This is a genomic window from Terrirhizobium terrae, from assembly GCF_030323265.1.
Classification (GTDB): domain Bacteria; phylum Pseudomonadota; class Alphaproteobacteria; order Rhizobiales; family Rhizobiaceae; genus Neorhizobium.
In genome coordinates, this window is sequence record NZ_CP104992.1 from 1,754,758 (window position 1) to 1,778,512 (window position 23,755).

The window sequence follows — 23,755 nt, forward strand, 5'->3', positions numbered from 1 at the left end:
AATCGCGGTCAAGCGATGTCCTTACGCATCTCGATGAAGGTTTTGCGGTTGAAACCTGAATGGGATTTTTCAGCGGACTTGAAGAAGCCCCAGCGGCTGAAAGTCGTATGGTTGCCGACGAGTTCGATGCGGGTTTCCAGTCGCAGCGCCGGCAATTGAAGGGATTTGGCAATCTCTTCCGCGACGTCCAGCAATTTACGGCCGAGGCCCTTGCCCTGCGCGCTCGGTGCGACCGCCAGCTTGCCGACATAGAGGGTCTTGTCTTCCGGCTTCAGGAACATGCAGCCGACGATCTTGCCTTCGGAAAGCGCGACGAAACCGATCTCATCCTTGGCCTTCTGCGCCAGCGAGGCAAGTGTCAGCCGATGCGCGGAAGAGGGCGGGTCGATGACCCCGTCCATATAGGCGAAGGAAGTGAGGATGAGGGCGAGAAGCTCGTCCCAGCGGCTGAAATTGCTGTCGATCCTGACGATCTCCATCACTCGGCCGCCGCTTTCTGTACCCGCTTGTACTTGATCACGTCGAACCGGGCGGACAGGGATCGTAGAGCATCAGCCTGCCGACAAGCGGCTCGCCGATGCCGGTGACGAGCTTGATCACCTCCATCGCCATCAACGTGCCGATCACGCCCGTCAGAGCGCCGACCACGCCGGTTTCGGCGCAGGCGGGTATCAGGCCCTCCGGCGGCTTTTCGGGAAACAGATCGCGATAGCCCGGATTGAGCACGCCATTGGCGCCGGTCTCATAGGGTTTCAAGACGGTGAGCGATCCGTCGAAACGCCCGACGGCACCAGTCACGAGAGGAATACCGGCTTCCTCCGCCGCGTCCGCCGCTGCATAGCGCGTGTCGAAATTGTCGGATCCGTCGACGAGAAGATCGAAACGGTGCAGGTGATACCGCGCCCATTCGGCGGAAAAGCGTTCCTCGAAATTGACGGTTCGGACATGCGGGTTGAGGCGGGCGATCTTTTCGCGGGCGCTGATTGTCTTCATCTCGCCGATCGTGCCCGTGTCGTGGATGACCTGACGCTGCAGGTTGGAGAGCGAGACGCGGTCGTCATCGACGATGCCGATCGTGCCGATGCCGGCGGCCGCCAGATATTCGAGAATCGGAGCGCCGAGACCGCCGGCGCCGATCACCAGCACGCGGGCATTCTTCAGCTTCTGCTGACCGGTGCCGCCGATTTCCGGCAAGAGGATATGGCGGCGATAGCGCTCGATCTCATCTTTCGTGAGCGGGTCGGCTGTCGATTTTGGGGGCTGATTTTCCATGGACACGATCATAGCATTGCCGGACATTGCGGGTAAGCTGCCTGAATTGATGGGTATCGGCCTTATTAGGTATCCGCGGTCACACTGCCGTGGCTGACGGTGAAGAACTGCGCCCGATCGCCGAGCGCCGAGAACATCGACCGGTCGGTGCCGGTCATGAAGGATTGTCCGCCGAGACCATCGACGAGGTCGAACAGGGTCGCCCGCCGGCCCTCGTCCAGATGGGCGGCGATCTCGTCGAGCAGCAGGATCGGGGCATAGCCGGTCATGTCCGCGGTCAGCCGGGCATGGGCGAGGATGAGGCCGATCAGCAGGGCCTTCTGCTCACCGGTCGAACAGCGCGCCGCCTCGATGTCCTTCTGCCCATGACGGACGAGCAGGTCGACACGATGCGGGCCTTCGAGCGTGCGGCCGGCGGCGGCGTCGCGGCCACGGCCGTTGCGCAGCATCTCGAGATAGTGGTCCTCCAGATCGGCGGCCGGTCGATCCATGCTGCCGTCCATGAACCCTTCAAGCGCGAGCACCGGGGTCGGGAAGGGCGTTTCGTCCGAATTTGCCGATAGTGTCTGCAAGAGGCCGAGCATTTCATGCCGCGCAGCGGCCATGGCGATACCGAGTTCGGCCATCTGCGCCTCGATCGCGGTCAGCCAGGCCGGGTCGAAACGGCCCTCGGAGAGAAGCTTGTTGCGGCTGCGCATGGCGCGTTCGAAATCGCTGGCGCGCCTGCCATGAGCCGGATCGAGCGACAGGACGAGCCGGTCGAGGAAGCGCCGCCGATCAGAGGACGAACCGGTAAAGAGCCCGTCCATGGAAGGCGTCAGCCAGAGCACGTTGAGATGATCGGACAGCTCTTCCGTCGATTTAGCCGGCGTGCCGTTGAGGCGGACCTTGCGGCTAACGCTCTCACCATCGCCGGGCTCGATCCCGGTGCCGATCGCCACTTCGCCATCCATGCCGTCGACATCGGCGAAGATGGTGAAGCCGGCATCGGCCCCGACCTTGGTGACGTCGGTCAGCACGGCGCGGCGAAAACCGCGGCCTGGCGACAGGAAGGAGACGGCCTCGAGCAGGTTGGTCTTACCGGCACCGTTCTCGCCCGTCAGCACCACATGCCGGCCGTCGAGCGTAAGCGAGATCGCCGCATAATTGCGGAAATCCGTGAGCTTCAGCCGGGTAAGGGAAGTTTTCTGCGCCATCGGGGCCTGCGGTTTGTCGTTGGCCAAGGAGCTAAGGATTATGGAGGGCGATGGCAAGGCTTGTGTTGAAGTGGGGAGGGTTTGTGGGGTGCCGTACCCTCGCCAACAAAATCGGCACTTAGCTTTAGCTAGGTGGCTCGTGATATTATCCCCCTCTCAGAGAGCCGGAAGGAGGTTCCTATGACAGACCCGCAGCGCCCGGACTTCATTCGCCACTGGAGCGAGTTGGAAAATCAGACGGAAAGGCATTATAGCGGCGATGACGAGCCGATGGGCTTCAGTGCGTCGCTTGCCCGGCGTTTCGGCCTGACCAAGCTCGGCATCCATCACCATCGTCTGCCACCTGGCCGTCGTTCATCCTTTCCCCATGCGGAAAGCCACGAAGAGGAATTCGTCTACGTGATCGAAGGAAGGCCTGATGTCTGGCTGGATGGCGTGTTGCACCCGCTGAAGCCCGGCGATTCCGTCGGCTTTCCGGCCGGCACCGGCATCGCCCACAGCTTCATCAACAATAGCGACGGGGATGTGTGCCTGCTGGTGGTGGGCGAAGCCAACAAGGACGAAAACCGCATAGTTTACCCGAAGAACCCTGCGCAGAAGGCGGGCCGTCCGGATTACTGGGATGACGCGCCGCTGCGTCCTCTCGGAGATCACGACGGGTTGCCGGACGTAGTGCGGCAATGGAAGACGGCCAAGGAGCATGAGAATGACTGACGAGACGAGACTGGTGCAGCTGGAAGAGCTTGCTGCCCACCAGGCCAAGGTGATCGAGGAGTTGTCCGATCAGTTGGCCGAGCAGTGGAAGGTGGTGGAGCAGACCCGCGCCAAGCTGGATCGGCTGACCGAGCGTTTTCTCACGCTGGAGGAAAGCTCCCTGGACGCCCCTGCGATCACCCGGCCGCCGCATTACTGATCAGGCCGCATCCCGCCGGAAGTGGCGCAGCGCCACATATTCCCACAGCGCGACGGTGAAGAGAATGGCGACGGCGAGGAATTGGATGGTCACGTTCTCGGCATGGGGAACGACCAGGAAACAGCCGGCGGCGAGCGCGATGCCGACGGCGTGCGACCATGGTACCATGCGCGACGCGACGATCTTCATCCACATCGTGCCGGCCAGGAACAGGATCGGCCCTCCGAGAATGGCGAGCGCGTGGTTGAAGGCGCCCTTTTCATGGGGGTGGGTAATCGAAAAATCCTCGCCGACGGCGGCCAGAATGATGCCGGCGACGATCGGCAGATGGCCGTAGGTGAAGAGATGGTGGGCGGTGGTCTGCGGCTCGCTCGTCTCCTCCGCCGTTTCCGAGGCCTTCTCCTGGCCCTCGTGGAAATAGATCCACCACATCAACACGGTGGCTAGAAAAGCGCCGACCAGCACGATGAAGACGATGGCCCCGCCATCTGCGTGGCTGGAGACGGTCTTGCCCGTCGTGAGGATCGTCTCGCCGAGCGCGATGATGACGAAAAGCGCACAGCGTTCGGCCAGATGCTCGCCATTGACGTCGAGCGTTTCCGGTGGTGATGCGCCGATGCCGGGAAGCCAGTAGCGGAGTATCGGCGCCGCATATTCGATGGCGAGCGCGATGATCCAGAACAGCGCCCGGCTTTCCGGGCCGACCAGGCCGCCGCCGATCCAGAAGGCGCCCGACACGAGCAGCCAGACGGTGATGCGCACGAAGGTCATGAAGGAGGCGTCATCGGTGCCCTTGAAGGCATAGAGCGCAAAGAGCGAGCGGCTGAGCTGCATCAAGGCATAGGCGAGCGCAAAGACGATGCCCGCCTCCTCGAAGGCCTTGGGCAGCGCGATCGCCATGACGACGCCGAGGAACATCAGCCCGAACAGCAGGAGCCGCACCGGCACGATCTCGGCATTGAGCAGGTTGGTCACCCATGTCGTGTGGATCCACACCCACCAGAGCGCGAAGATGAAGATCAGCGCGTCGAAAGCGATGCCGAAGGAGAAGTCGGCAGCTAGCGTTTGGGAGAGCTGGATCAGCGCGAAGACGAAGACGAGGTCGAAGAACAGCTCCGGGAAGCTTGCCTTCGTCGATTCTGTGGTCATCCCGGCGAAGCCAGTGATGCTTGCTGTCCGTGTCCGTCGCGGCCATTCATATCCCTCTGCCCTGCCGGCGTAATGTCCGGTGATCCGGCATCTATGTAGGGCGCAGTTATGAAAGGAGGGGAGGGCGGTTTGCGATTGTTTCGCCCGTGCCGGATTGACCGACGTCAAGTCAGCCTCGGGCGAAGCTGCTAGCGCTTGACGGTCGGATTTTGCCGATATCGCCAAAGGGGATATTTCGATCGTGACAGTTCTGCAGTTCGCCCTCGCGATCCTTCTTCTCCTCTGCACGCCGGGACCGACCAATACGCTGATGGCGCTTGGCGGTTATGCGCGTGGCTGGCTGCGGGCGCTGCCCCTGATCGGCGGCGAACTCGCGGGCTATCTGGCGGTGATCGTGCCGGTCGCGACGCTTGCGGCGCCTTTCTTCCAGGCCTATCCGCAGGCCTCGCTTGCCGCAAAGGGCGCGGCGGTCGCCTGGGTTCTGTATCTCAGTGTCCGGCTGTGGACTTCGGCGAAAAAGCCGGCGGAGGAGGCGCAGGAGATTTCCGTCCGCCAGGTCTTCGTCACGACGGTGCTCAATCCCAAGGCGCTGATCATCGCGCTGGTGATCATTCCCGATGGTGATCCGTTCGCGCTGCTGCGTTGGCTCATCCTGTTTGCCGGTCTCGTGCTTTGCGCTGCCAATGGCTGGATCCTGTTCGGTCAACTGATGCGCGGCACGGGTGGGTTTGCGCTCAAGCCGGTTGTGATCCGGAGGGTAGCGGCCGCCTGCCTGCTGCTTTTCGCGATGGTACTTGCGAGCTCCTCGCTTCAGGCGCTGGCTTGAGGCGAGCTTCCGCTACTTTCTCGTCTTAAAGCCCATGCAGATCAGCCGGACGGCTTCTTCGAGCTGACCGGGATCCTCGTCCAGCCGGTCGGTCAGCAGCCGCTGCCAGGCAAAGCTCGTGACGACCTCCATGGCGAGTTTCGGTTCCACCCAGCCGGCCACCTCGCCGCGCGCCTTGGCGCGGCGGAACATCTCGCCGCCCTGGTCGTAGCGGTCCTCCATATAGGCGGCGAGCGCCTGACGGGTGGTCGGGTCCGACTGCGCTTCGGCGATGACCGAGCGAAACACGTCGCCAGCATGGCCGGTGTACCAGTAATTGAACAGCCCGCTCAGCAGCGTAAAGACATCGCCTTCGATACTGCCGGTATCGGGCGCGATCGTGTTGGTGCCAGACGCATCGTATTTCTGCCGCTGATAGACGTCGAGCAGCAGGGCGGCACGGCTCGGCCACCAGCGATAGATTGTCGGCTTGCCCGCATGGGCCCGCCGTGCCACCGCCTCGATCGAGAAGGCGCCGAAGCCGCCCTCGACCAGGATGTCTTCGGCCGCCTGTAGGATGGCTTCCTGGCTTGCCGGATTGCGCTGCGAGCCGATCGAGGTGCGCCGCATCTCAGCCGTGTTGCCGGTCATGTCATCCTCCCATCAGTCTTCGGCAGCAATCATAGCAAATTTATCGCTTGAACGAAACGGCGCGTTTCGTTATATCGATCATGTGAACGAAACGATCCGTTTCTATGGAGGCCTGCATGAGCAATTCCCCGAAACATGTGGCAACCGAGGAAGAAGAACTCGTCGAAATGTTGGAAGAGGCGGAACTGGAACTGCCGCCGAGCCCCGCACCGCGCCCGAACCCGTCAAAGCTGAGATCTCGCGCTGCTGATGGTGGTCGCGGTCTACCCGATCATCACCCTGCTGCTCTATGTGGTCATGCCGCTGACGGCGAACTGGGCGATCTGGCACCGGACGCTGGTGATCGCGCCGATCATGGTGTTCTCGATCGTCTTTTTCGTCTCGCCCACGGTCAACCGCCATTTCGGCTGGTTCGTCGCGGGCCTGCCCATGCCGCGCCGACAACGGGCGTGAACCCCGGCATTCCGCAATCCTGCGCATGAAAAAGCCGCCCGTTAGGATGTCTCATCGGACGGCTTTCAATTTCGCAGCGATGTCGCGCTGATCAGGTGTCGAAGAATTCCTTCATCCGAGCGAAGAAGCCGGTCGATTCCGGATTGTTCTCCTTGGACGAGATTTCCTCGAATTCCTGCAAAAGCTCACGCTGACGCTTGGTCAGCTTCTGCGGCGTCTCAATACCGATCTGGATATAGAGGTCGCCCGTTTGCGACGAACGCAGAACCGGCATGCCCTTGCCCTTGAGGCGGAACTGCTTGCCGGCCTGGGTGCCTTCCGGCACCGACACGCGCGACTTGGAACCGTCCAGGGTCCCGACATCGAACGTGCCGCCGAGCGCTGCCGTCGTCATCGAGATCGGCACGGCGCAATAGAGATCGGCGCCGTCGCGCTGGAAGAACTCGTGCGGCGTAACCGACAGGAAGATGTAGAGATCGCCAGCCGGGCCGCCACGGGCGCCGGCTTCGCCTTCGCCCTGCAGGCGGATGCGGGTGCCGTCCTCGATGCCGGCCGGGATGTTGACCGAAAGCGAACGCTCCTCGGTCACGCGGCCTTGGCCGTGGCACTTCGTGCAGGGATCGGTGATCGTCTGGCCGCGGCCATGACAGGTCGGGCAGGTGCGCTCAACCGAGAAGAAGCCCTGGGAGGCGCGTACGCGGCCCGAGCCCTGACAGGTGCCGCAGGTCTTCGGCTGCGTGCCGGGCTTGGCGCCCGAGCCGGAACACACGTCGCAGGTGATCGAGGTCGGGACCCGGATCTGCGCCGTCTTGCCCGTATAGGCTTCTTCCAGCGAAATTTCCATGTTGTAGCGAAGATCGGCACCGCGTTCGCGGCCGCCTGCGGAACGACGCGCACGGCCGCCCCCATCATCTCGCCGAATATGTCTTCGAAAATGTCGGAGAAGCCGCCCTGGGCTCCGCCGAAGCCGCCGCCGCCGAAACCGCCGCCCATGCCGCCCTGTTCGAAGGCCGCGTGGCCGTAACGATCATAGGCCGCACGCTTTTGCGGGTCCTTTAGGGTCTCATAGGCTTCGTTGAGTTCCTTGAACTTCTTCTCGGCCTCGGCATCACCCGGATTCTTGTCCGGATGGTACTTCATGGCCATCTTGCGGAAGGCGCTCTTCAGCTCCTTCTCGTCAGCGGTTTTGCCGACACCCAGGGTTTCGTAAAAGTCTGCTTTGGCCATTCAGGTAACCGGCTCCGGAAACGTAGTCCGGCTGCACAAGGCAGCCGGATTTCTTAGTCGACTATCTTGGGGCGTCCGTCAACGGACCCCGTTCAAGCGGACTTCTTGTCGTCCTTGATTTCCTCATAGTCGGCATCGACGACGCCATCGTCGTTCTTGCCGCCTTCTTCGGAAGCACCTTCAGCCTGCTGGGCCTCGTAGATGGCCTGGCCGAGCTTCATGGAGACTTCCATGAGGGTCTGGGTCTTGGCCTGGATGTCGTCTGCATCCGGCTCGGAAGCTTCGACGGAGGCCTTCAGGGCTGCGATGGCATCCTCGATCGCCTTGCGGTCGGTCTCGGTAACCTTGTCGCCATACTCAGCAAGCGACTTCTCGCTGGAGTGGATCAGGCTTTCGGCCTGGTTCTTGGCTTCAACGCCCGCACGACGCTTCTTGTCGGCTTCCGCATTGGCTTCGGCGTCCTTGACCATCTTCTCGATGTCGGCGTCGGAGAGACCACCAGAGGCCTGGATGCGGATCTGCTGTTCCTTGCCGGTGCCCTTGTCCTTGGCCGAAACCTGGACGATGCCGTTGGCGTCGATGTCGAAGGTGACTTCGATCTGCGGCATGCCGCGCGGTGCCGGCGGCAGGCCGACGAGGTCGAACTGGCCGAGCAGCTTGTTGTCTGCAGCCATTTCGCGCTCGCCCTGCGACACGCGGATCGTCACGGCCGACTGGTTGTCGTCCGCGGTCGAGAAGACCTGGGACTTCTTGGTCGGGATCGTGGTGTTGCGGTCGATCAGACGGGTGAAGACGCCACCCAGCGTCTCGATGCCGAGCGACAGCGGGGTCACGTCGAGCAGCAGAACGTCCTTGACGTCGCCCTGCAGAACGCCGCCCTGGATGGCGGCGCCGAGTGCGACGACTTCATCCGGGTTGACGCCCTTGTGCGGCTCCTTGCCGAACAGCTGCTTGACGACTTCCTGTACCTTCGGCATGCGGCTCATGCCGCCGACGAGAACGACTTCGTCGATTTCGGCAGCGGTGACGCCAGCATCCTTGAGCGCTGCCTTGCACGGTGCGACGGTGCGCTGGACGAGATCGTCGACCAGGCTTTCGAACTTGGCGCGGGTCAGCTTCAAGGTCAGGTGCTTCGGACCGGAAGCGTCGGCCGTGATGAACGGCAGGTTGATTTCGGTCTGCTGCGAGGACGACAGTTCGATCTTGGCCTTTTCGGCAGCTTCCTTGAGGCGCTGCAGGGCAAGCTTGTCGTTCTTCAGGTCGATGCCCTGGTCCTTCTTGAACTCGGCTGCGAGATATTCGACGAGACGCATGTCGAAGTCTTCACCGCCGAGGAAGGTGTCGCCGTTGGTCGACTTCACTTCGAAGACGCCGTCGCCGATTTCCAGAACCGAGATATCGAAAGTACCGCCACCAAGGTCGTAGACGGCGATCGTCTTGCCGTCCTTCTTGTCCATGCCATAGGCAAGGGCAGCAGCGGTCGGCTCGTTGATGATGCGCAGAACTTCAAGACCCGCGATGCGGCCGGCATCCTTGGTTGCCTGGCGCTGGGCGTCGTTGAAGTAGGCCGGAACGGTGATGACGGCCTTTTCGACCTTTTCGCCAAGGTAGGATTCAGCGGTTTCCTTCATCTTCTGAAGGATCATCGCGGAAACCTGGGCGGGGGAATAGGACTTGTCGTGAGCCTTGACCCAAGCGTCGCCATTGTCGCCCTTGACGATGTCGAAGGGGACGAGGCCCTTATCCTTTTCGACCGTCGGGTCTTCGAAGCGGCGGCCGATCAGGCGCTTGACTGCAAAGAGCGTGTTGGTCGGGTTGGTCACAGCCTGGCGCTTGGCCGGCTGACCGACGAGGCGTTCGCCGTCTTCAGTGAATGCGACCATGGAGGGCGTGGTGCGCGCGCCTTCGGCGTTCTCGATCACCTTTGCGTCCTTGCCATCCATGATGGCGACGCAGGAGTTGGTGGTTCCGAGGTCGATGCCAATTACTTTTGCCATTTCTTCTCTCTCCTTTAAGCGAACCGTCTGGACCCCGAGAGGCGTTCCGGTGACAGTTCCTCGACTGGGATGGTCTTTGCATTGTCGCAGCATCGGCTGCGGTCATGCGGCGTATATAAGGACGGGTTTTTCGGACTGCAAGGCAGGAAATCGCCTGCCTTCCAGCAAAAAATAGCGTTTTTTCGATTGCCTCTTTCGGTGGGCTACTGGCCCATGATGACGTCGAGAAGCGTCGTGCGACGCGTCTGCTGTGGTTGGTAGACATGGCCGCCGTCCGGACCGACGTCCGCGGGAGGCATCATACCGCCGCCGACATCACCCGGAGGCACCGGTCCGCCTGCATCGTACGGGCCGCGATACTGGCGATAATCACGATATCCGCTGCCCTGCTCCTCACGCACATTGCCGCCGCCGTAACCGCCGTCACGGTAGTCGCGCGGTGGGCGGTTGTCATAGCGGGCAGTGTCGCCACCGTTATTGCAGACCGCGTTGTCGCCATAGGGGCAGGGGATTGCGCGAGCGGGTTCGGGGTAGGGTTGCTGGTTGCCGCGCCGCTGCGTCGGCTGTTCCAGCGCGGCCTCCGATCTGTCGGGGATCCGGCCCGGAACCTGTGGCTGTGGGGATGCCTGCTGAGAGGGTGCTGCCGGCGCCGGCGGGAACGCGTCCTGGGACGGATAGCCCTGCTGCTGGCCAGAGCCTGGGATGATGCCGGAAATGATGTCGCCGATCGAAGTGGAGGGCGACTGTTCCTGCTCCGTCGCCGGCGGCAGCGCCAGGCCGTCGCTGAAGCCGAAAAGCGGCGTCGGGCTGTAGCCGTGCATCGCCGTTGTCATATATTCCTTCCAGGCCTTGGCCGGCAGGCCGCCGCCCGTCACCTTCTTCATGTAGGTGCCGTCGTCATTGCCGAACCAGATGCCGGTCGTCATGATGCTCGTGTACCCGACGAAAAGCGCATCGCGGAAGGATTGCGTCGTGCCGGACTTGCCGGCCACCTGCCAGCCGTCGAGGCGTGCGGCGCGGCTGGTGCCGCTGTTAACGACGCCATTCATCATGCTGTTCATCGCCGCCGCCACCGGTTCGCTGAGAACGCGCGGTGGGTTGCTGTAGTCGGCTTCGTAGAGAACCTTGCCGTCCGGATCGGTGATCCGTTTCACGATATGCGGCGTCGCCTTGTAGCCACCGTTCATGAAGGAGGCGTAGGAAGAAGTCAGCTCGACCAGCGAGACTTCCGACGTGCCGAGCGCGATCGAGGCATTCGGTTGAATATCGGAATCGACACCGAGGCGATGGGCGAGCGAAATGACCTTTTCGGGTGTCTCAGCCATGACGAGCTGCGCTGCGACCGTGTTCAGCGAATGCGCCATCGCATAGGACAGCGGCACGGGCCCCTTGTATTCCTTCTCGTAATTTTCCGGCGTCCAGTTGCCGATCCGAACCGGCGCGTCGTTGACGATCGTGTCCGGCGTGTAGCCGCCTTCCAGCGCTGCTGCGTAGACGAAAGGCTTGAAGGCCGAGCCCGGCTGGCGCTTGGCCTTGGCCGCACGGTTGAACTGGCTTTCGGCATAGTCGCGCCCGCCGACGACGGCGCGGATCGCGCCGGTTGCGTCGACGGAGACCAGCGCTGCCTGCGAGGCGTTGAGCTTCTTGCCTTCCTTGTCGAGAATGTCGTTCAGCGACTTGCTGGCCGCGTCTTCGAGCCGCGTGTCGATCGTCGTCTCGACGGTCACGTCGACCTTCGGCTCGCCGATCAGGCTTTTCACCTCATCGACCACCATGTCGGCGGCATAGTGCTGCGGGCCGGACCAGTAGCTCTTGGCCTTGGCCGGCGGCTGCGCCATCGCGGTATTGTAGTCGCTGTCGGTGATGTAGCCTTCTTCGCGCATCGTGCCGAGCACGACCTTGGCGCGCTCTTTCGCAGCTTCCGGGTCGCGCGCCGGGGACAGGCGCGACGGCGCCTTCAGAAGGCCCGCAAGCGTGGCGGCTTCACCGAGACTGATCTCCTGCGCAGACTTGTTGAAATAGCGCCGCGATGCTGCTTCCACGCCATAGGCGCTGGAACCGAAGAACACCCGGTTCAGGTACATGGCAAGGATCTGGTCCTTGCTGAATTTGTGTTCCAGCCAGAAGGAGAGCAGCACTTCCTGGATCTTGCGCTCGAAGGTGCGGTCGGGCGACAGGAACAGGTTTTTCGCCAGCTGCTGGGTGATCGTCGAGCCGCCCTGGATCGGCTGGCCTGTCAGGTTGTTGACGAAGGCGCGGGCAAGGCCGAACGGATCGACGCCGAAATGCGAATAAAAACGCCGGTCCTCGATCGAGATGACCGCCTGCGGCAGGTAGGGCGACATCTGTTCCAGTGACAGAGCCTCGCCGCCGGTCGTGCCGCGATTGGCGATGACCGAGCCGTCGATCGCGGTGATCTTCATGTTCGGCGGGCGATCGGGAATGGACCATGTGCTCGCGGCAGGCATCTGCGCGCCGTAATAGAGCACCAGACCGCCGACGCCGATCGCGGCCCATATGCCGAGCACGACGCACCAGTAGATGAGCCTACGCAATGGCGCGAACAGTCCGCCGCCGCCGTCATCGCGACGATCCTTGCGCTTGGAAGCCTTGGCCGGCTTGCCGCGGTCGCGCCGGCTGTTTTCGGAGCGGGATTGGGATTTGGGTTCGGACCGCGCGCGCTTCGACGTCTTCCGCTGGCCGCCGATACGATCGTCGGAATCCAGGCGAAATTCTTCGTCGTCTTCCACTTCATCTTCGAAGGAAGGTTCGACGCGTCTGTCTGATCTGCCCTTGGCTGCCATATGGGCCGGCGGTCCCCGTAATATTCGCGTGTCGGGAAACAATCCCGACAACAGTCTGTGGCCCTCTGCTCCCAGAAGCCCTCGCTGGACTCTAAATGCGGCGATTTAAGGAGGTGTAAAAGGCAAACGGTTGGTAAAGGGTGGAAGGGACTATCGAATGAACTGTTTTGTAAGGAAGCGGAAACCCTGCGAATACGGGCCTTTTCAAGGGTTTCCGGGTTTGGTAATATGAGTAAATACTGAAATAAAGAAGACGTGAGACTTGGCATCCGATGCTGCGCGAGAGAGGAGCTTGCGCAGCTTTTGCATGGAGGCCCTGAGGGAGGGAGCAATGCATAAGATCGTCGAAGCTGTGGTGCGTAATGGCGACCGGCGCACCCCGATCGGCCTGATGACCATCAAGCAGGCACTGGAGATGGTCGAGAGGTCGAATTTCGAATTCAGCCATCCGGAACATGAAGCGGGCAGGACGGATATATTCGTCAGTCGAGACGTTCTTGCCAAAATGATCTGAGCCAATGGCATGGCCGGATCCCGTCGATGAGAGAATGCAACCCGGCCGCGAACGCGCATTCGTGATTTGGGCGATCCGCCGCGGCATGCCATTGTTTTTCACGCAACAAGCGAAAGGAGAATGACATGAAGACAGTTCTCATCGTCGCTGCCGTGCTCGGCCTGACGTCATCCGCAGCCCTTGCGGAATGCGCCGGTCACAAGGTCACGGCCTCGAACGAGGTGGACAAGGAGTTCACCACCGCAAGCATTGCGACAACTCCGGCCCAAGCGGAGTTGAAACAGGCGGGCCAGCAGGCTGAAACCGCCAAGGAAGGCCAGAAGGCAACGGAATAATCGATATTTCCGCGTCGGGCTTTTCGTCCGGCGCGGATCAGCGGGCTGTGTGGAACATCTCACGCCGCGCGGGATTGTCTTCTCCAGACCGAGGAGAAGAACATGGCCAAGAAATCCCTGACAGCAGGTTTTACCGGCGACGTGGACGAAGACGAACGAGTCTCGACCAGGACGAGAACGGCGATCGCCAGGGCCAAGGACGAGGCCGGCATGGTTGCCGCCCACGCGGCCGATCATCCAACAGCAACCGGTTCCGCGGTCGTTGCCGTGGGACTTGTGGGACTGGCGATCGGCTATCTACTTGGCGCCACCTCCGCATCGCGCTCAGGCCGCTGGCGCTAATGGTCAAGCAACCGACGCCCGGCTCGGCTGGATTTTCGGCCGGTCAATTCCGGGAACCAAGCGCCGGGATCGCCGTTGGACTTTCAGGAACCTGAAAGGAGGCGAACATGCCGAACAGAGATCCTATTCCGACGCCCACATCCGATACGCCGAGAGGCCCAGTTCCCTCAGGTGGCGTCCCCGACAGGACCCAGGAAAAGCCGCCTTTGACGCCGGCGCAGGACAAGGGTGACAGTAAGAACCCCCAGGATCCTACGCTCAATCCGGCACTTCTGCCGGTCGGCGATCCCGCGGGAATGGCGTAGCGTTAAGCGCTATTACAAAATCTCTATAGATCCTATGGCGGGCAGGCATCGTGCCCGCCATAGGCGCGTTCACGTAGGCGTTAAGCCCCAAGATTGTACCCGCGTTAACTTGTTGTTGATCTTTAGGCAGCCCGTCGCCAAATTGGCGCCGCTGTGGTTGGGGTTAAGTCAGACGTGGACATGGGTCGGGTTATTTGAAGCCGCCTCCGTTCATCGTCTTTTTCGAGCTGCCCGTTCTGCCGACATGAAAGTCTGCGATGGGCTTTAGATCGGGAGGATTTTGATGCCGACGCCTTTGATCCGCAATCCAGTTAATCCGGAACAGCTTACCCTTCTGCAGGAAGTATTCGATACGACCTGCTCGGAACACGAGATCGAGAAAGATAGCCCGGACGCGGAAGCGCTGGCGCTGATCCTGGTCAACTCTCTCCAGAAGGGTTCGAGCGAAAAGGACCAGCTGGAGGCATTGGCCGAAGCTCTGGTGCAGAGCCGCTGACGATCCCAGCGCATTTCCATATCTTTGCCATACCGGGGAACCGAACGCGGACCTGAGAAGTTGAACGGTCTCTCGATCAACCTCATGGAGGCCAGCATGGCAGACACAGTCAAGAGCTTCACCCCGAGCACCAAGACCCCGTCTTTCGATCATCAGCCGAGCGAGATTTCCGACGAGATCCAGGGCCTGCGCTCGCAGATCGCCGAGCTGAGCTCGCTTCTCTCGGAAAAGACCGGCGTCGTATATGAGCGCGTCGCCGATCGCGCCAGCAGTGCGGCGAACTACGTGTCATCCGAAGCCAGTTCTGTCGCGGGGACGATCAAGGAGCACCCGGCGGCAACCACGACGCTGTTCACACTGATCGGGGCAGTCGGTTTTGCATTGGGCTATGCGGTTGCGACCGCAACGGCCGAAAGCAAGCAAGCCTGGTATCAGCGTTATCTCGGCGATCGCTTCTGATCGCCCTTAGAGCGTGTCCGGTGCGCCGGCTTCCTCAGGGTGTGGTTCCTGGGCGACGTCTATCCAGATGCCGCCCGTCAGTTCCGCCATGCGCAAGGGGCTGATGCGAACCGCGGCGTTGATCGCACCGGCAGCCGGTACGACTTCTTCGAACCGCTTCAAGGATATGTCGCAATAGACTTGTAGCGGTGTTTCGAGCCCGAACGGGCAGACGCCGCCGACCGGATGGCCGGTGATCTCGACCACGGTCTCGGCATCCAGCATTCGCGGCTTGGATCCGAACTGCGTGCGGAATTTGCGATTGTCGAGCCGCGCGGTGCCGGCCATGACGACGACCATCGTCTCCTCGCCGGCGCGCAGGCAGATGCTCTTGGCAATCTGATCCGCTTCGACACCATGGGCTTCGGCGGCGAGTGCTACCGTTGCAGAACTTTGCTCGGTGACAATCACTTCGATATCCGGGGAATGCTGGGCGAAGAAAGCGCGGACGGACTGGAGGCTCATGGGCTCACCATCGCTCATGAGCCGATTTTGAGCAAGCTTTTCAAGAGCTATGCGTTCGACGCATTACTGCGGTGCGAAATCGTGTCTGTTTTTTAAGCGCGCCTCCTGTATATTCAAATCATCGAAGGACGCACTCCTCCTCCCAGTGTCCTTCGTGGGGCCGACAACACCTCCTCCTCCCGGTTGTTGGCCAGTTTCAGAAGCCCGACGCACCTCCTCCCGCGTCGGGCTTTTCTGCATTTAAAGCACGGTTGGGAAATTTGGCCACGCGTCGTCAATCTTGACGCGCATGTGAGCAAGCCCTAAGTGCCTTGCATCGAAATTTGTTTGATGGCCAGCACTTGGCTCCTGCCTCGCCTGCGACGTTCTACTCTGCAAAGTTCGAAATTAAGTTTGTTCCGCTCCGCAAGGGGCGGGACGGTCGGTCATTGCACTAGAAAGGCATGGATATGGCGACGGGTACGGTTAAGTGGTTCAACGCAACCAAGGGTTATGGTTTTATTTCGCCGGACGACGGCGGTGCGGACGTTTTCGTTCACATCTCTGCTGTTGAGCGCGCTGGCCTCGGCCAGCTCAACGACGGTCAGAAGCTCTCCTACGAGCTGACGACGGACCGCCGTTCGGGCAAGGTTGCTGCAGATCAGCTGCAGTCTGCCTAATCAGCTTCAGGCAACTGCCTGAGTGATGAATTCGCGGTAGCCCTGCTGCCGCGAATTTTTATGGGTGCTTTCGCGGTGCCGACACGCAGATCAAGCGAACGGCGGCAGGTTCGCAGGGCCGGGTCTTGAAACCGCCACAGTCATCCACCATCTACGGCTCAACAGCGTCCCGACGCATGCCTCGATGATCGGCCGGATGGGCCGAGCGTGGCGAAATGGCAAATACGGGAAACCGTGCCGCCTCGGAACAGGCTGAGATCTGCGTTAACGCCGTCTTTACCTGTTTTAGAGATGATGAATGCTATAGCCGCTGGGGCCGAAAGGCCCGAAAATGCGGCGGCGTCGGAATGCTTGCCCCGTTTGAAGTGACCACGGATGTACTGGCACAAGGAACGGGAGTGGAAAGGTCGGGCTTGCCCGGCCTTTTTGTTTTTCAGGCTCTTGTCCTAGATCGCGCGGCCGCCCGCAAACAGGGCTGCCGCGCGAAGGTATATTAAGACGCCAGAGCCGTCATGATCCGCGCCCAGGAGCGGATGCCCTTGTGGAAGGACTTGAGGTCGTATTTCTCGTTTGGCGAATGGATGCGGTCGTCAACGAGGCCGAAGCCCACCAGCAGCGAATCCATGCCGAGCATCTTCTGGAAATCACCGACGATCGGGATCGATCCACCCATGCCGATGATGACGGCCGGGTTCTTCCACTCATCCGACAGCGCGCCCTTGGCCTTGGTAAGTGCCGGCAGATCGTAGGACAGCTGGATCGCCGGTGAGCCGCCATGCTCATGGAACTCCACTGTGCAATCGTCAGGGATCTTCGAGCGGACATAGGCGCGGAAGGCTTCGCGGATCTTGGCCGGATCCTGCTGGCCGACGAGGCGGAAGGAGACCTTTGCCGACGCCTGGGCGGCAATCACGGTCTTGAAGCCTTCGCCGGTATAGCCGCCGGTAATGCCGTTGATCTCGGCGGTCGGACGCGCCCAGGTGAGTTCCAGAACCGAGCGGCCCTTTTCACCGGATGGAATGGACAGGCCGACGCCGCCAAGGAAGCTCTCCGAGCTGCGGCCGAGCTGTTCCCAGCCTTCCTTGATATTGGTCGGGGTTTCCTCGACGCCTTCATAGAAGCCTTCGAGCGTCACGCGGCCGGTCTCGTCATGCAGGCCGGCAAGGATGTCGGTGAGAATATGGATCGGGTTGGCCGCAGCGCCACCGAAAAGACCTGAATGCAGGTCGCGATCGGCCGCCTTGACGGTGATTTCCTCGCCGACGAGGCCGCGCAGGGCCGCCGCAATCGCCGGCGTATCGCCGTCCCACATGCCTGTATCGCAGACCAGCGCGTATTCGGCCTTCAGCTCGTCCGCATTGGCCTGGAGGAAGGGCTTGAGCGACGGAGAGCCGGATTCCTCCTCGCCCTCGAACAGGATCGTCACCTTGATCGGCAGCTTGCCATGCGTTTCCTTATAGGCGCGGCAGGCTTCTACGAAGGTCAGCAACTGGCCCTTGTCGTCGGCCGTACCGCGGCCGGTCAGCACCTTGCGGCCGGGCGACAGTTCCTTGATCTTCGGGTCGAAGGGCAGAATCTTCCCAGAGTTCGATCGGATCGACCGGCTGCACGTCGTAATGGCCGTAGAAGAGAACATGCGGCGCGTCGGCGGTGGCGCCGTCGTGATGAGCAACGACCATCGGATGGCCGGCCGTGTCGCGAACGGAGGCCTCGAAACCGATGCCTTTCAGTTCGGCCACCAGCCATTCGGCAGCCTTGCGGCAGTCGTCCTTGTAGGCCGGATCGGTCGAGATCGACTTGATGCGCACCAGCGAGAAGAGACGCTCGATGCTGGCATCCAGGTTCTGGTCGGCGCGATCGAGAACGGCGGAAATATCGGTCATGGAAATCACCCTGTCTTTGAGCGGGCGGTCGCAACGAAGGGCGGCCGGCTTCCGCGCCCCGAGTGTTAGCAAGCAAGCGTGGCGCGGCACAATGGCAAATCCCGCCTCACGCTCTTCTCCGCAACCTCTCGTATCGGCCGTATGCAACTTTGGTCGTGGCCTGCAACTCTGGACTGTCTCATCCATCGGGATGTATGTTTCAGGATCGGACATTATTTCGTCCGGCCTTGGGAGGGGCTTTCAATGTGGAATCAAGTCTATGACCCCATGGGCAGTGCTGTTCTGTCCACCATTCTTGCTGCAATCCCTGTTCTCATCCTTCTCGGCCTCATCGCCACCAATGTCGTCAAGGCGCATGTGGCCGCCATCATCGCGCTGATCATCGCCAATCTCATCGCGATCTTCATCTTCACCATGCCGGTCGGCATGTCGCTTTCCGCAACCGTTCTGGGTGCGGTCACCGGCTTTTTCCCGATCGGCTGGATCGTCTTGAACGTCATCTTCCTCTACCGGCTGACGGTGGAGAAGGGACAGTTCGAGAAACTGCAGCAGACGATCGGCAGCGTCACGGATGATCGCCGCATCCAGCTTTTGCTGATCGCCTTCGCCTTCGGCGCCTTCTTCGAGGGCGCTTCCGGCTTCGGCACGCCGGTGGCCGTCACCGGTGCGATCCTGATCGGCCTCGGCTTCTCGCCGCTTGCGGCCTCCGGTCTATCGCTGATCGCCAATACGGCGCCGGTTGCCTACGGCGCGCTCGGCACGCCGATCCAGGGCCTGTCCCAGGTCACCGGTATTGATCCCTATCTGCTCGGCGCCATGGTGGGCCGGCAGTTGCCGTTCTTCTCCGTGCTCGTGCCGTTCTGGCTGATCTGGGTGTTTGCCGGCAGGAAGGGCATGATGCAGATCTGGCCGGCCATCCTGGTCACCGGCGCATCCTTCGCCATCTCGCAATTCGCGATCTCCAACTATATCAACCCCTGGATCGTCGACATCGGCGCCTCGCTGATCTCGATGGCCTGCCTGATCGGCTTCCTGCGCGTCTGGCAGCCGAAGGAGGTCTGGACCTCGCCCAAGCTGCGCGGCCATGACATTTCCGATGACGGCACGCTCAAGCAGGCGAAACCGGCGGTACGACCGTCGCCGAAGGAGATCCGTGCAGCACTCACACCCTGGGTGATCGTCTGCGTCGTGCTCCTCATCTGGGGTACGGGCTTCTTCAAGTCGGCGGTCAATTCCTGGGCAGTGTGGAACTACCCGGTCCCCGGCCTCGACAAGATGATCGCCAAGATGCCGCCGGTGGCGCCGGGACCGACGCCTGAAGCGGCGACCTTCTCCTTCACATGGCTGTCCTATACGGGCACGGGCATGTTCATCGCGGCGGTGCTCTCCGGCTTCGCCATGGGCTTCACGCCAATCGGGATGCTTAAAACCTACGGCCAGACGATTAAGCTCTGCGCCTATTCGCTGATCACCATCGCGGCCATGCTGGCGCTCGGCACGCTGACGCGCCTGTCGGGGATCGATCTCGACGCTCGGCCTGGCATTCGCCGCGACGGGCGTGTTCTATCCCTTCTTCGGCACGTTGCTAGGCTGGCTTGGCGTGGCATTGACCGGCTCTGACACAGCGTCGAACATCCTGTTCGGCAATCTGCAGAAGGTGACATCCGAACAGCTGGGGCTTTCGCCGATCCTGATGGGCGCGGCGAACTCGTCCGGCGGCGTCATGGGCAAGATGATCGATGCCCAGTCGATTGTCGTTGCCTCGACCGCGACCGGGTGGTTCGGACACGAAGGCAGCATCCTGCGCTTCGTTTTCTGGCATTCCATCGTGCTCGCCTGCCTTGTCGGCGTATTGGTAACACTGCAGGCCTATGTCTGGCCGTTCACGGCCATGGTCGTCCAGCCATAAGGCGGAAAGGAACCGATACGAAAACGGCGTCCGGATCGCTCCGGGCGCTGTTTGTGTTTTGGAAGATGTCAGGCCTTGCGGCTGTTGCCGATGATGAGGCGCATATATTCCATCATCAACTCCCGCTCGAATGTGCGGAATCCGGCAAAAAGCGCGCTGTCGGCTTCGGCGGCAGCCTCAAGCGCGTTCGCCTCCAGTGATCGGCCAAGGTCCGTCAGGCTGATGATCTGCGCGCGCTTGTCGCTCGGATGGGGTGTGCGGGCAATCAGTCCGTCCCGCTCCATGCGGGCGAGTGTATTGGCAAGCGTTGCCTGCTCCACCTCCAGCTTGTCGAGCAGTTGTTTCTGGGTCAGTCCGTCCTGCTGCCAGAGCTCCAGCAGAACCGGAAACTGACCGGGCGAGAAGCCAAGCACGGTGGCGCGCTTCTGCAATGATCGCGAAAAGACCCTGGCAAGCTGGCCAGCCAGATAGGTGGCCGACTGAGAACGATCAAATCCCATGGCCTCGGTCCTTACCCTCCCCACGGGTTGCTGGCAGGCGATGATTTGGAACACTGTGATAGCCGCTTGGAATTGGCAAGATGGGTGCTGGACGAGACACAAAAAAACGCCACGGCCGGGAGGGGAACGGCCGTGGCGTCGGATGGGAGGACAAAGGCCCGGAGAGGGGGATAGGCCTTTGCCCGGTCTGAAGAGGCGGGGGACGAGCCTTCTTCTAGACTGCGGCGTGATCAATCGCCGGTGACCTTGAAATGTGAGGCGGAATGCGGCTTTTCAAGGGAAGTGTGGATTACAATTCGGTAACGTTGGCGGGAGCTGGGGGAGCCTTTCGATCACAAGTTTTCATGGACGCCGCGCATGGGTCACGCTATGCCATGCCCATGAAAAAAGGCGATCACCTCTTCCTCGTCGACGGGTCCGGATTCATCTTCCGCGCCTTCCATGCATTGCCGCCGCTGACGCGCAAGTCGGACGGTCTTCCGATCGGTGCTGTTTCCGGTTTCTGCAACATGCTGTGGAAGCTTTTGACCGATGCGCGCGACACTTCGGTCGGGGTCACGCCGACGCATTTCGCGGTCATCTTCGACTACTCGTCGAAGACTTTCCGCAAGGAAATCTATGACGCCTACAAGGCGAACCGGTCCGCGCCGCCGGAAGAGCTGGTGCCGCAGTTCGGCCTCATCCGCCAGGCGACGCGCGCCTTCAACCTGCCCTGTATCGAGACGGAAGGTTTCGAGGCGGATGACATCATTGCGACCTATGCCCGCCAGGCGGAAGCCGCAGGCGCGGACGTTACGATCGTTTCGTCCGACAAGGACCTGATGCAGCTCGTGACACCGACGGTCCACATGTATGACAGCATGAAGGACAAGCAGATCAGCATTCCCGACGTCATCGAGAAATGGGGCGTGCCGCCGGAGAAGATGATCGATCTGCAGGCTATGGTCGGCGATTCGGTCGACAACGTGCCGGGCATTCCGGGCATCGGCCCGAAGACGGCAGCGCAGCTTCTCGAAGAATTCGGCGATCTTGAAACGCTTCTCGCGCGCGCCGGCGAGATCAAGCAGGTCAAGCGCCGCGAGAACATCCAGGCCTATGCCGATCAGGCGCGGCTCTCCCGTCAGCTGGTGGAGCTCAGGACGGACGTACCGCTGGAGCTCGATCTCAGTGCACTGGTTCTGGAGCCGCAGGACGGGCCGAAGCTGATCGGTTTCCTGAAGGCAATGGAATTCGGCACGCTGACGCGCCGTGTCGCGACGGCCTGTGACTGCGATGCCAACGCTATCGAGCCCGCGACGATCGAGGTGGAGTGGGGCGCGGACGCCCGCGGACCCGATCTCGACGCCGGCGCAGCGACCGGCGATACCGGAGAGGCTGCCGCCGACGCGCCGGCGCATCCCGCCAAAGCCGCCGTTGCCAAGGGTGTCGAAGGCTCAACACCAACCGATCTTGCCGAGATGCGTATCGCCGCCTTCGCCAATGCCAAGATCGATACGGCGAATTATGTGACGGCGCGGGATATCGAAGTGCTTGACGACTGGATCCGCGCCGCCCGCGAAACCGGCCTCGTCGGTTTCGACACGGAAACGAATTCGCTCGATCCGATGCAGGCCGAGCTGGTCGGTTTCTCGCTGGCCATCGCCGACAATATCGACAATCCGTCGGGCCTCGAAGTGCGCGCCTGCTACGTGCCGCTCACCCACAAGACCGGCGTCGGTGATCTTCTCGGCGGCGGCATGGCGGAAAACCAGATCCCGACCCGCGATGCGCTCGACCGCCTGAAGCCGCTGCTGGAAGATCCGTCGGTGCTGAAGGTCGCGCAGAACCTGAAATTCGACTACCTCGTCATGAAGCGCCACGGCATCACCGTCGAGAGCTATGACGATACGATGCTGATGTCCTATGTGCTGGATGCCGGCAAGGGCAATCACGGCATGGACGGCCTGTCGGAGCGCTGGCTCAATCACAAGCCGATCGCCTTCAAGGATGTCGCCGGTTCCGGCAAGAGCGGCGTCACCTTCGATTTCGTCGATATCGACCGGGCAACGACCTATGCGGCGGAAGATGCCGATGTTACCCTGCGCCTCTGGATGGTGCTGAAGCCGCAGCTGGCTTCCATGGGCCTGACCCGTATCTATGAACGGCTGGAACGCCCGCTGGTGGAGGTTCTGGCGCGCATGGAAGAGCGCGGCATTTCCATCGACCGGCAGATCCTGTCGCGGCTTTCCGGCGAACTGGCGCAGAAGGCTGCCGCCTTCGAGGACGAGATCTACGAACTTGCCGGCGAGCGCTTCACCATCGGTTCGCCGAAGCAGCTTGGCGACATCCTGTTCGGCAAGATGGGTCTGCCGGGCGGCGCAAAGACCAAGACCGGCCAGTGGTCCACCTCGGCAAGCGTGCTGGAGGACCTTGCGGTCGAGGGGCATCCGCTGCCGCGCAAGATCGTCGATTGGCGCCAACTGACCAAGCTGAAATCCACCTATACGGATGCGCTGCCGGGCTATGTCCACCCTGAGACGAAGCGGGTGCACACGTCCTATTCGCTGGCCTCGACTACGACGGGCCGCCTGTCATCGTCGGAACCGAACCTGCAGAATATTCCGGTGCGCAATGCCGAAGGCCGCAAGATCCGCACGGCCTTCATCGCATCGTCCGGCCACAAGCTTCTCTCGGCCGATTACAGCCAGATCGAACTGCGCGTGCTCGCCCATGTGGCCGATATCCCGCAGCTTCGCCAGGCTTTCGAGGATGGTATCGACATTCATGCGATGACGGCCTCGGAAATGTTCGGTGTGCCCGTCGAAGGGATGCCGAGCGAGATCCGCCGCCGAGCCAAGGCGATCAACTTCGGCATCATCTACGGCATCTCGGCCTTTGGCCTCGCCAATCAGCTGTCGATCGAGCGCTCAGAAGCGGGCGACTACATCAAGAAATATTTCGAGCGCTTTCCTGGCATCCGCGACTATATGGATCTGACCAAGGCGTTTGCGCGCGAGCACGGCTATGTCGAGACGATCTTCGGCCGCCGGGCGCATTACCCCGAGATCAAATCCTCCAACCCCTCCATGCGTGCCTTCAACGAGCGCGCGGCGATCAATGCGCCGATCCAGGGATCGGCCGCCGACATCATCCGTCGTGCAATGGTGAAGATGGAGCCGGCGCTTGCCGATGCAGGGCTTGGCGATCGTGTGCGCATGCTGCTGCAGGTGCATGACGAACTGATCTTCGAGGTTGAAGACGCGGATGTCGAAAAGGCGATGCCGATCATCGTTTCGACGATGGAACAGGCGGCCATGCCGGCGATTTCGATGAAGGTTCCGCTGAAGGTGGATGCGCGTGCCGCGTCCAACTGGGACGAGGCTCACTGATCAGGTGAGCTTCG

At 61.6% G+C, this 23,755-nt stretch carries 19 protein-coding genes and 5 pseudogenes; 13 read left to right on the forward strand and 11 right to left on the reverse strand.

Features of this window, described 5'->3' with window-relative positions:
* Window positions 1-8: 8 nt before the first annotated feature.
* From N7E02_RS16255 to recF, 3 genes and pseudogenes are all read right to left on the reverse strand, one after another.
* Entirely contained in the window at window positions 9-479 is a 471-nt protein-coding gene (locus tag N7E02_RS16255) for a GNAT family N-acetyltransferase (RefSeq protein WP_286583230.1), read from the reverse strand.
* Window positions 479-1,272 (reverse strand): annotated as a pseudogene (gene moeB / locus N7E02_RS16260) (molybdopterin-synthase adenylyltransferase MoeB). Before moeB ends, N7E02_RS16255 begins: the two are co-directional and overlap by 1 nt.
* A 65-nt stretch (window positions 1,273-1,337) precedes the next feature.
* Entirely contained in the window at window positions 1,338-2,468 is a 1,131-nt protein-coding gene (recF, locus tag N7E02_RS16265) for a DNA replication/repair protein RecF (RefSeq protein WP_286583232.1), read from the reverse strand.
* 180 nt (window positions 2,469-2,648) lie between these two features.
* On the opposite strand from recF, the gene N7E02_RS16270 reads away from it, so the two are divergent.
* Window positions 2,649-3,182, forward strand: a complete 534-nt coding sequence (locus tag N7E02_RS16270) for a cupin domain-containing protein (protein WP_286583234.1) — start codon at window positions 2,649-2,651, stop codon at window positions 3,180-3,182.
* Entirely contained in the window at window positions 3,175-3,381 is a 207-nt protein-coding gene (locus N7E02_RS16275) for a SlyX family protein (RefSeq protein ID WP_286583236.1), read from the forward strand. Before N7E02_RS16270 ends, N7E02_RS16275 begins: the two co-directional genes overlap by 8 nt.
* Here N7E02_RS16275 and N7E02_RS16280 read toward each other — a convergent pair whose 3' ends face one another.
* Entirely contained in the window at window positions 3,382-4,530 is a 1,149-nt protein-coding gene (locus tag N7E02_RS16280; RefSeq protein WP_286583238.1) for a low temperature requirement protein A, read from the reverse strand.
* A 241-nt stretch (window positions 4,531-4,771) separates the two neighbouring features.
* Here N7E02_RS16280 and N7E02_RS16285 point away from each other — a divergent pair, with 241 nt between their 5' ends.
* Window positions 4,772-5,356: a LysE family translocator gene (locus N7E02_RS16285; RefSeq protein ID WP_286583239.1), complete on the forward strand. Its 585-nt coding sequence runs from the start codon at window positions 4,772-4,774 to the stop codon at window positions 5,354-5,356.
* Window positions 5,357-5,368: 12 nt separating this feature from the next.
* Here the strand turns inward: N7E02_RS16285 and N7E02_RS16290 are convergent, their stop codons facing one another.
* The gene (locus N7E02_RS16290) at window positions 5,369-5,986 is read right to left on the reverse strand and encodes a TetR/AcrR family transcriptional regulator (RefSeq protein WP_286583241.1); all 618 of its coding nucleotides are present in this window, start codon (window positions 5,984-5,986) and stop codon (window positions 5,369-5,371) included.
* Window positions 5,987-6,235: 249 nt separating this feature from the next.
* Here N7E02_RS16290 and N7E02_RS16295 point away from each other — a divergent pair, with 249 nt between their 5' ends.
* Entirely contained in the window at window positions 6,236-6,439 is a 204-nt protein-coding gene (locus tag N7E02_RS16295) for a putative antibiotic biosynthesis monooxygenase (protein WP_286583243.1), read from the forward strand.
* A gap of 91 nt (window positions 6,440-6,530) precedes the next feature.
* Here the strand turns inward: N7E02_RS16295 and dnaJ are convergent.
* The 3 genes and pseudogenes from dnaJ to N7E02_RS16310 all read right to left on the reverse strand — a co-directional run.
* A pseudogene (dnaJ, locus tag N7E02_RS16300) lies at window positions 6,531-7,666 on the reverse strand (molecular chaperone DnaJ).
* 92 nt (window positions 7,667-7,758) lie between these two features.
* Window positions 7,759-9,663, reverse strand: a complete 1,905-nt coding sequence (dnaK, locus tag N7E02_RS16305) for a molecular chaperone DnaK (protein WP_286583245.1) — start codon at window positions 9,661-9,663, stop codon at window positions 7,759-7,761.
* Window positions 9,664-10,247: 584 nt separating this feature from the next.
* A pseudogene (locus N7E02_RS16310) lies at window positions 10,248-12,467 on the reverse strand (transglycosylase domain-containing protein); the annotation flags it as partial.
* A 331-nt stretch (window positions 12,468-12,798) separates the two neighbouring features.
* On the opposite strand from N7E02_RS16310, the gene N7E02_RS16315 reads away from it, so the two are divergent.
* The 6 genes from N7E02_RS16315 to N7E02_RS16340 all read left to right on the forward strand — a co-directional run bounded on the left by N7E02_RS16315 (window position 12,799) and on the right by N7E02_RS16340 (window position 14,918).
* On the forward strand, window positions 12,799-12,981 hold the full coding sequence (locus N7E02_RS16315) for a hypothetical protein (protein WP_092995568.1): 183 nt from the start codon (window positions 12,799-12,801) through the stop codon (window positions 12,979-12,981).
* A gap of 125 nt (window positions 12,982-13,106) precedes the next feature.
* A complete protein-coding gene (locus tag N7E02_RS16320) occupies window positions 13,107-13,316 on the forward strand; it encodes a hypothetical protein (protein ID WP_286583250.1) in 210 nt (69 codons plus the stop codon).
* 102 nt (window positions 13,317-13,418) lie between these two features.
* Window positions 13,419-13,658, forward strand: a complete 240-nt coding sequence (locus N7E02_RS16325) for a hypothetical protein (protein WP_286583251.1) — start codon at window positions 13,419-13,421, stop codon at window positions 13,656-13,658.
* Window positions 13,659-13,765: 107 nt separating this feature from the next.
* Window positions 13,766-13,963 (forward strand): hypothetical protein, encoded by a 198-nt coding sequence (locus tag N7E02_RS16330; RefSeq protein ID WP_286583252.1) that lies wholly within the window; start codon window positions 13,766-13,768, stop codon window positions 13,961-13,963.
* 283 nt (window positions 13,964-14,246) lie between these two features.
* Window positions 14,247-14,459, forward strand: coding sequence for a hypothetical protein (locus N7E02_RS16335; protein ID WP_092995580.1), 213 nt, complete (start codon window positions 14,247-14,249; stop codon window positions 14,457-14,459).
* A gap of 96 nt (window positions 14,460-14,555) precedes the next feature.
* A complete protein-coding gene (locus tag N7E02_RS16340) occupies window positions 14,556-14,918 on the forward strand; it encodes a hypothetical protein (RefSeq protein WP_286583253.1) in 363 nt (120 codons plus the stop codon).
* A gap of 6 nt (window positions 14,919-14,924) precedes the next feature.
* Here the strand turns inward: N7E02_RS16340 and N7E02_RS16345 are convergent, their stop codons facing one another.
* A complete protein-coding gene (locus N7E02_RS16345; RefSeq protein ID WP_286583255.1) occupies window positions 14,925-15,422 on the reverse strand; it encodes a YbaK/EbsC family protein in 498 nt (165 codons plus the stop codon).
* 449 nt (window positions 15,423-15,871) lie between these two features.
* Here N7E02_RS16345 and N7E02_RS16350 point away from each other — a divergent pair, with 449 nt between their 5' ends.
* Complete coding sequence (locus N7E02_RS16350; RefSeq protein ID WP_092995586.1) at window positions 15,872-16,081, forward strand: cold-shock protein; 210 nt, start codon at window positions 15,872-15,874, stop codon at window positions 16,079-16,081.
* A 493-nt stretch (window positions 16,082-16,574) separates the two neighbouring features.
* Here the strand turns inward: N7E02_RS16350 and N7E02_RS16355 are convergent.
* A pseudogene (locus N7E02_RS16355) lies at window positions 16,575-17,964 on the reverse strand (dipeptidase).
* Window positions 17,965-18,207: 243 nt separating this feature from the next.
* Between N7E02_RS16355 and N7E02_RS16360 the strand changes: the two are divergent.
* Window positions 18,208-19,873 (forward strand): annotated as a pseudogene (locus N7E02_RS16360) (L-lactate permease).
* Between the two features lie 68 nt (window positions 19,874-19,941).
* Here N7E02_RS16360 and N7E02_RS16365 read toward each other — a convergent pair.
* Window positions 19,942-20,373, reverse strand: a complete 432-nt coding sequence (locus tag N7E02_RS16365; protein ID WP_286583256.1) for a MarR family winged helix-turn-helix transcriptional regulator — start codon at window positions 20,371-20,373, stop codon at window positions 19,942-19,944.
* A gap of 344 nt (window positions 20,374-20,717) precedes the next feature.
* Between N7E02_RS16365 and polA the strand changes: the two genes are divergently transcribed.
* On the forward strand, window positions 20,718-23,741 hold the full coding sequence (gene polA, locus N7E02_RS16370) for a DNA polymerase I (protein WP_374730705.1): 3,024 nt from the start codon (window positions 20,718-20,720) through the stop codon (window positions 23,739-23,741).
* The last annotated feature ends 14 nt before the right edge of the window (window positions 23,742-23,755 follow it).

Excerpts from the sequence above, each read along its gene's own strand:
- N7E02_RS16345 (WP_286583255.1), bottom strand. The coding sequence starts at position 15,422 with ATGAGCCTCCAGTCCGTCCGCGCTTTCTTCGCCCAGCATTCCCCGGAT.
- N7E02_RS16330 (WP_286583252.1), top strand. The coding sequence starts at position 13,766 with ATGCCGAACAGAGATCCTATTCCGACGCCCACATCCGATACGCCGAGA.
- recF (WP_286583232.1), bottom strand. The coding sequence starts at position 2,468 with ATGGCGCAGAAAACTTCCCTTACCCGGCTGAAGCTCACGGATTTCCGC.
- N7E02_RS16255 (WP_286583230.1), bottom strand. The coding sequence starts at position 479 with ATGGAGATCGTCAGGATCGACAGCAATTTCAGCCGCTGGGACGAGCTT.
- N7E02_RS16365 (WP_286583256.1), bottom strand. The coding sequence starts at position 20,373 with ATGGGATTTGATCGTTCTCAGTCGGCCACCTATCTGGCTGGCCAGCTT.
- N7E02_RS16295 (WP_286583243.1), top strand. The coding sequence starts at position 6,236 with ATGGTGGTCGCGGTCTACCCGATCATCACCCTGCTGCTCTATGTGGTC.
- N7E02_RS16320 (WP_286583250.1), top strand. The coding sequence starts at position 13,107 with ATGAAGACAGTTCTCATCGTCGCTGCCGTGCTCGGCCTGACGTCATCC.
- N7E02_RS16340 (WP_286583253.1), top strand. The coding sequence starts at position 14,556 with ATGGCAGACACAGTCAAGAGCTTCACCCCGAGCACCAAGACCCCGTCT.
- N7E02_RS16315 (WP_092995568.1), top strand. The coding sequence starts at position 12,799 with ATGCATAAGATCGTCGAAGCTGTGGTGCGTAATGGCGACCGGCGCACC.
- N7E02_RS16350 (WP_092995586.1), top strand. The coding sequence starts at position 15,872 with ATGGCGACGGGTACGGTTAAGTGGTTCAACGCAACCAAGGGTTATGGT.
- dnaK (WP_286583245.1), bottom strand. The coding sequence starts at position 9,663 with ATGGCAAAAGTAATTGGCATCGACCTCGGAACCACCAACTCCTGCGTC.
- N7E02_RS16280 (WP_286583238.1), bottom strand. The coding sequence starts at position 4,530 with ATGACCACAGAATCGACGAAGGCAAGCTTCCCGGAGCTGTTCTTCGAC.
- N7E02_RS16270 (WP_286583234.1), top strand. The coding sequence starts at position 2,649 with ATGACAGACCCGCAGCGCCCGGACTTCATTCGCCACTGGAGCGAGTTG.
- N7E02_RS16290 (WP_286583241.1), bottom strand. The coding sequence starts at position 5,986 with ATGACCGGCAACACGGCTGAGATGCGGCGCACCTCGATCGGCTCGCAG.
- N7E02_RS16335 (WP_092995580.1), top strand. The coding sequence starts at position 14,247 with ATGCCGACGCCTTTGATCCGCAATCCAGTTAATCCGGAACAGCTTACC.
- N7E02_RS16275 (WP_286583236.1), top strand. The coding sequence starts at position 3,175 with ATGACTGACGAGACGAGACTGGTGCAGCTGGAAGAGCTTGCTGCCCAC.
- N7E02_RS16325 (WP_286583251.1), top strand. The coding sequence starts at position 13,419 with ATGGCCAAGAAATCCCTGACAGCAGGTTTTACCGGCGACGTGGACGAA.
- polA (WP_374730705.1), top strand. The coding sequence starts at position 20,718 with ATGGACGCCGCGCATGGGTCACGCTATGCCATGCCCATGAAAAAAGGC.